This window comes from Streptomyces fuscigenes, assembly GCF_021556455.1.
Lineage (GTDB): Bacteria > Actinomycetota > Actinomycetes > Streptomycetales > Streptomycetaceae > Streptomyces > Streptomyces fuscigenes.
Map to the genome: position 1 here is coordinate 1 of NZ_JAKGCV010000466.1, position 4,174 is coordinate 4,174.

Annotated in this window: 4 protein-coding genes; 2 read left to right on the top strand and 2 right to left on the bottom strand. The window is 72.5% G+C overall.

What is annotated here, in order from left to right:
* Nucleotides 1-324: 324 nt before the first annotated feature.
* Complete coding sequence (locus L1885_RS24675; protein ID WP_235799379.1) at nt 325-1,338, bottom strand: phosphatase PAP2 family protein; 1,014 nt, start codon at nt 1,336-1,338, stop codon at nt 325-327.
* Between the two features lie 374 nt (nt 1,339-1,712).
* Between L1885_RS24675 and L1885_RS24680 the strand changes: the two genes are divergently transcribed.
* Complete coding sequence (locus L1885_RS24680; RefSeq protein ID WP_235799380.1) at nt 1,713-2,909, top strand: acyl-CoA dehydrogenase family protein; 1,197 nt, start codon at nt 1,713-1,715, stop codon at nt 2,907-2,909.
* A 101-nt stretch (nt 2,910-3,010) separates the two neighbouring features.
* On the opposite strand, the gene L1885_RS24685 is transcribed toward L1885_RS24680, so the two are convergent.
* Nucleotides 3,011-3,451 (bottom strand): cell division protein SepF, encoded by a 441-nt coding sequence (locus L1885_RS24685; protein ID WP_235799381.1) that lies wholly within the window; start codon nt 3,449-3,451, stop codon nt 3,011-3,013.
* A gap of 266 nt (nt 3,452-3,717) precedes the next feature.
* On the opposite strand from L1885_RS24685, the gene L1885_RS24690 reads away from it, so the two are divergent.
* Nucleotides 3,718-4,174 (top strand): DUF5685 family protein (locus tag L1885_RS24690; protein WP_235799382.1); only part of this gene is annotated, 457 nt, incomplete at its 3' end.

The following is a 4,174-nucleotide window of genomic DNA, read 5'->3' on the forward strand; positions in this document are numbered from 1 at the left end:
GGCCGGGGCCCGAAAGCCCCTCCCAGGCTCTCCGCGCCCCCTCGGGGCCGGCCGGGACGGACCCGGTCCGCCGTGCGCTCGCGCGCCCCGGTCCAGGGCGTCCCCCGGCGAGCAGGGCGGCGGCCGGGCACCCGATGCGGCCCGCACCCGATTGGCCGGGCAACCGAAGCGGCCCGCGCCCGATACGGCCCGGCAACCGATACGGCCCGGCACCTCGGGCGGCCCGGCACGCGAAACGGCGCGTGACGCGGATCGCTCCGCTCCACGCGCCGTGTGTCCGCGCCGTGTTCCCGGCCCGGGCTCCCACCGGGGCCCTGCCCGGGGTCAGCCGCCCGTGACCTGCCGGGACTGCGGGGGCCTGCGGGTCCCCGAGGGGCTGATCGGGGAGTGGTCGGGCCGCGTCGGATGGTGCGCGCGGGACGGCGAGAGCGGTCCCGCGGCGCTCGCGCCCGGCGCCCGGCCGGGGCCGGGGCCGGACGCGCCGAGGGGCCCCCGTCGGGCCGAGCCGACACCCGTCCGGGGCTGGTCCTCGTCGCCGCCGACGGGGCGCCTCGACGGCTGGGGCGCGTGGACCTCGCCGGACGTGACGGGCCGGCGCGCCGCCCTGCGGTAGGCGCGCCAGCGGTCCCGGACGCCGAAGACGGCCAGCTCCACGCGGCCGATCATCGGCTCGAACCACGGCAGGGCCAGCAGGATCAGCAGGCCGGCGGCCCAGCCGAGCACGACGTCGCTGAGCCAGTGCGTCCCGAGGTAGACCGTGGTCGCGCCGACTCCCAGGGAGAGGGCGGCGGAGCCGAGCGAGAGGTAGCGGCGCGTCCGCGGGGTGGTGGCGAGATAGGCGAGGATGCCCCAGGTCACGACCGCGTTGGCGGTGTGGCCCGAGGGAAATATGTCCCCGCCGGAGAAGAGTTCGGGCGACCCGATCTGTGTCGCGTAGTGCGGGCCCTGCCTGCCGAGCCCCAGCTTCACCGCCCCGACCGTCAGGTTGAGCAGCAGCAGCGAGGCGCCCAGGACCAGCAGCGGCCGCAGCGTGTGCTGCCGCCAGGACCGCCAGCCGAGCCAGGCCGCGATCATGACCGCGGTCGGCCCGCGCTGCCCCAGGACCACGAAGTAGTCGAGGAACGCGTGCAGCCCTGGCCACTGCTGGTAGGGCCGGAAGAGCATGGTCTTCCAGTCCAGCGCCACCAGCCAGGAGTTGGTCAGCACGGCCGCCACGATGACGACGTACAGCGCCAACGTCCCGCCGAAGAGGGCCGCGCGGGTGGAGCTCATCCGCGGCGGCTCTATCTTCGGCGGCTCCGGCTCCCGGTCGAGGCGGGCAAAGATGTCGGTACGCACCCAATCGACGTTACAGCGAGTGAGTGAGCGGGCAGGTCGTTCCGGTCTCTTTGTGATGACGATGTGATGTGGAGTATGTCTCAGATCACGGTTTATCGCGAGCGGTTCCCGAAATCCGAGTGATCTTGTTCTTATTTATTCGGCGTGCCGCGCAGTGCGTAATACACACTCCGAGAGAAATTCGTTCACCGGGGCGTCGCACGGAATTTCCCGTCCGCTCGCGCGGTCCGGCGCACCGGAGGGTGAACGGGGCGGGTGGGGCGCGCGGGGCGCGGGTGAACGGATGTCGATCTGGACGCCGGTGCGCCCGGGCCCGTAACGTCGGGCCCGCCGTAACTACCAGTGCTAGTTTTCAGGGCCGCCGGAGGTACCCCATGTCCCAGCCGTCCGCCGCGAAGCGCCCGCCCTTCGACCCGGGCGACCCCCTCGGCCTCGACGACCTGCTCGCACCGGAGGACCTGGCGGTCCGCGACACCGTCCGGGCCTGGTCGGCGGACCGGGTCCTGCCCGAGATCGCCGACTGGTACGAGCGCGGCGAGCTGCCCTCCGTGCGCGAACTGGCCCGCGAGCTCGGCGGGCTCGGCGCCCTCGGCATGCACCTGGAGGGCTACGGCTGCGCCGGCGCGAGCGCCGTGCAGTACGGGCTGGCCTGCCTGGAGTTCGAGGCCGCCGACTCGGGCATCCGCTCCCTCGTCTCCGTGCAGGGCTCGCTCGCCATGTACGCGATCCACCGCTTCGGCTCCGAGGAGCAGAAGCAGCGCTGGCTGCCGCCGATGGCGTCGGGCGAGACGATCGGCTGCTTCGGGCTGACGGAGCCCGACCACGGCTCCGACCCGGCCGGGATGCGCACCCGCGCCCGGCGCGACGGCGGTGACTGGGTCCTCGACGGGCGGAAGATGTGGATCACCAACGGCAGCGTGGCCGGGGTCGCGGTCGTCTGGGCGGCCACCGAGGACGGGGTGCGGGGCTTTCTGGTGCCGGCGGGCACCCCGGGCTTCTCCGCGCCGGAGATCAAGCACAAGTGGTCGCTGCGCGCCTCCGTCACCAGCGAACTGGTCCTCGACGGCGTGCGGTTGCCGGCCGACGCCGTGCTTCCGCAGGCCCGGGGCCTCGGCGGTCCGCTCAGCTGCCTGAACCAGGCGCGGTACGGGATCGTGTGGGGCGCCATGGGCGCCGCGCGGGCCTGCTTCGAGGCGGCGCTCGACTACAGCCGCGAACGCGAGCAGTTCGGCCGGCCCATCGGGGGCTTCCAGCTCACCCAGGCCAAGCTCGCCGACATGGCAGTCGAACTGCACAAGGGCATCCTGCTCGCGCACCACCTCGGGCGGCGGATGGACGCCGGGACGCTCCGGCCCGAGCAGGTCAGCTTCGGGAAGCTGAACAACGTGCGCGAGGCGATCGAGATCTGCCGCACCGCGCGGACCGTCCTCGGGGCGAACGGGATCTCGCTGGAGTACCCGGTCATGCGCCACGCCACGAACCTGGAGTCCGTGCTCACCTACGAGGGAACGGTCGAGATGCACCAGCTCGTGCTGGGCAAGGCGCTGACGGGCCTCGACGCCTTCCGCTGAGCCGGCCGGCGCCTCTCGCGCGGTGCGCGCGGACGGCTCCGGCCCCCGCCCGTCCGGCGGTGCGGTGGGGGCGTGCCCCGCCGCCGCCGTGGGCGGCCGGCTCAGCTCTGGTTGAAGAAGCCGTCCTGGCCGCGGCCGTTGCCGTCGCCGGAGACGATCTCGGTGTGGGCGGGGGTCAGCAGGAAGACGCGGTTGGCGACGCGGTCGATCGATCCGCGCAGGCCGAAGATCAGACCCGCGGCGAAGTCCACCACGCGCTTGGCGTCGGAGGGGTCCATCGCCGTCAGGTTGACGATGACCGGGATGCCGTCGCGGAACAGCTCGCCGATGCCCCGCGCGTCGCGGAAGCTGTCGGGGGACACGGTGGCGATTCTGCGGTCGTGGCCCTCGGCGGCCTCCGGGGAGCCCTGGAGGCGGAGGTCGGTCTTCCAGGCGTCGCCGCTCCCGGTCTCGACACCCTCGGAGTACTCGTCGTCGTAGTACCGCTCGTCATTGTCCTCGACGAGGCCCAGCCAGGCGCTCGCCTTGCGCACCGATCCCATGGACGCCTCCTTTCACCGCGGTCACTTGTGGTTCCGCATCCCCTCTATGGTCGTCCATCATGCGGATTCCACGCCAAGGGGATAGCCGCCGTGCAGATGATTCGTGACGTTACTGGCACACAGGATATGGCGGTTCGTCAGCGTTCTTCCCCGTCGCGGCGGATGAATCAGCACGAAATATGAATTTCAGACCGGATGGGTGATCATTCGGGCGTACGGGTGACCTGGCCGTCGGTACCATGCGGGGCGCACCGCGAGGCGGACTCATGGGGGAGACAGCCGTGTTCGGAATCATCAGACCGTGTACCCATCGGCTCACCGAGGGACTCCGTGCCGAGTGGATGGCACATCTGTGCGGGCTCTGCCTGGCACTTCGCACGGACCACGGGCAGTTGTCGCGTGTCGTGACCAACTACGACGGTCTGGTCGTCTCGGTTCTGACGGAGGCACAGGTCCCGCGGCGCCCGGACAGCCGCCGCACGGCGGGGCCGTGCCCGCTGCGCGGGATGCGGACCGCGCCCGTCGCGCGGGGGGAGGGCACGCGGCTGGCCGCCGCCGTCTCGCTCGTCCTCGCGTCGGCGAAGATACGCGACCACGCCGACGACGGGGACGGCGCGCTGGGACACCGTCCGATGGCCGCCCCCGCGCCCTGGCGACCGGATCGATCGTCAGTGCCCCACGCCGGGGATGAGGAGCGGTCAGGGCACCTGCCGTCCCGGGCGC